Source organism: Actinomyces polynesiensis (assembly GCF_000820725.1).
Taxonomy (GTDB): domain Bacteria; phylum Actinomycetota; class Actinomycetes; order Actinomycetales; family Actinomycetaceae; genus Pauljensenia; species Pauljensenia polynesiensis.
In genome coordinates this window covers 1-1,936 of sequence record NZ_CCXH01000153.1, presented here as the reverse complement: position 1 = coordinate 1,936, position 1,936 = coordinate 1, and the positions used below count along the sequence as shown (strand labels likewise).

At 71.7% G+C, this 1,936-nt stretch carries 1 protein-coding gene and 1 pseudogene; both read left to right on the top strand.

The window, feature by feature from the left end; all coding sequences use genetic code 11:
- Window positions 1–181 precede the first annotated feature (181 nt).
- Window positions 182–1,412: pseudogene (gene glgA, locus TA90_RS06815) on the top strand (glycogen synthase).
- Window positions 1,413–1,515: 103 nt separating this feature from the next.
- The coding region (locus TA90_RS06810) for an ATP-binding cassette domain-containing protein (protein WP_043535319.1) at window positions 1,516–1,936 on the top strand (421 nt) is incomplete at its 3' end.

The window sequence follows — 1,936 nt, the reverse complement described above, 5'->3', positions numbered from 1 at the left end:
GGGTCCAGAGTAGGCACGGTGCGGTCGGGCCCGGGGTGGTTTGCCACGCCGAGTCCGCACCCCCGCGGTGGAGCGGGTGACATGCCCCCGACCCGCCCCGGGGTCCTCCGAGTGCCCGTGGTCGGGGTCACGAGCCGGTAGGCTCGGAGGAGCGTCCGGTCATCACAGCCAGGAGGTCCACATGCGCGTCGATCTGCTCACCCGGGAGTACCCGCCCCACGTCTACGGGGGTGCCGGGGTCCACGTGACCGAGCTGGCACGGGTGCTGCGCGGGCTGGTGGCCGACCTGCGTGTGCACGCCTTCGACGGGCCGCGCGAGCCGGGGGACCGAGGGTGCCGGGCCCGGGGTGCACGGGTACGGCGAGATCGCGGAGCTGGCCGGTGCGAACGCCGCGTTGCGCACCATGGGCGTCGACCTGGAGATGGTCGTCGGTGCGGAGGGGACCGACCTCGTCCACTCCCACACGTGGTACGCGAACTTCGCCGGCCACGTCTCCGCCCTCCTCCAGGACGTCCCCCACGTCGTCACCGCCCACTCCCTGGAGCCCCTGCGCCCGTGGAAGGCCGAGCAGCTCGGTGGTGGCTACCGCCTCTCCTCCTTCATCGAGAGGACCGCCTACGAGGGCGCCGCCGCCGTCATCGCCGTGTCGCGCGGCATGCGCGAGGACATCCTGCGCTGCTACCCCGCCATCGATCCCGACCGCGTCCACGTCATCCACAACGGGATCGACCTGGACGAGTGGCACGCGCCCTCCACCCCGGAGGAGAAGGCCCTCCAGGAGGCGACCCTCGCCAAGTACGGGATCGACCCCGACCGCCCGACAGTCGTCTTCGTCGGACGGATCACCCGCCAGAAGGGCCTGCCCTACTTCCTGCGCTCCGTGCGCGGACTGGCCCCGGACGTCCAGGTCGTCCTGTGCGCCGGTGCCCCCGACACGAAGGAGATCGCCGTCGAGGTCGACGGACTGGTGCGCTCCCTCCAGGAGACCCGCAGTGGGATCGTCCTCATCCAGGAGATGCTCCCCCACGAGGAGATCACCTCGATCCTGGCCGCCGCCGACGTCTTCGTCACCCCCTCCGTCTACGAGCCACTCGGCATCGTCAACCTCGAGGCCATGGCCATGGGGCTCCCGGTGGTCGGCACCGACACCGGCGGAATCCCCGACGTCATCGTCGACGGGGAGACCGGGTACCTGGTGCCCATCGAGCAGAAGCGGGACGGGACGGGCACCCCCATCCACCCGGAACGCTTCGAGGCGGACATGACCGAGCGCCTGATGCAGGTGCTCGACCACCCCGAGCAGGCACGCCAGATGGGCGAGCGGGGACTCGAGCGCGCCCGCGCCGACTTCTCCTGGGACACGATCGGGAAGCGCACGGTCGACCTCTACGAGTCGCTGCTCTCCTCCTGAGGGGTGCGCCGGCACCTGCCCCGGGGCCCTGACCCCACGGGGAGGCGCAGGTGGACCGACGTGTCAGCGGGTGGGGCCCCACCGGGGCGGATAGGCTGGGAGCATGGAGACCGTCGTCGACCTCTCGGAGGTCACTCTGGTGCGCGGGGGCACGCGCATCCTCAATTCCGTCTCACTGACCACCCACGTGGGGGAGCACTGGGTGGTGCTCGGCCCCAACGGCGCGGGCAAGACCTCCCTCGCCCGGGTGATCGCGGGTCGCGAGGTCCCCGACTCGGGCACGGCGACGGTGCTCGGCGAACGCGTCGGGACGGCGGACCCGCAGGAACTGGCCTCGAGGGTCGGGTTCTCCTCCCAGAGCGTGGGCCAGCGGATCCCCGGCTCCGAGAAGGTGAGCAGTGTGGTCCTCACGGCCTCGTGGGGGCGGTCCGTCGCCGGTGAGGAGTCCTACGAGGACGTCGACACCGGGCGCGCGGAGGACCTCATGACGGTCTTCGGGGTCGAGGGCCTCGCGCAGCGGCGCT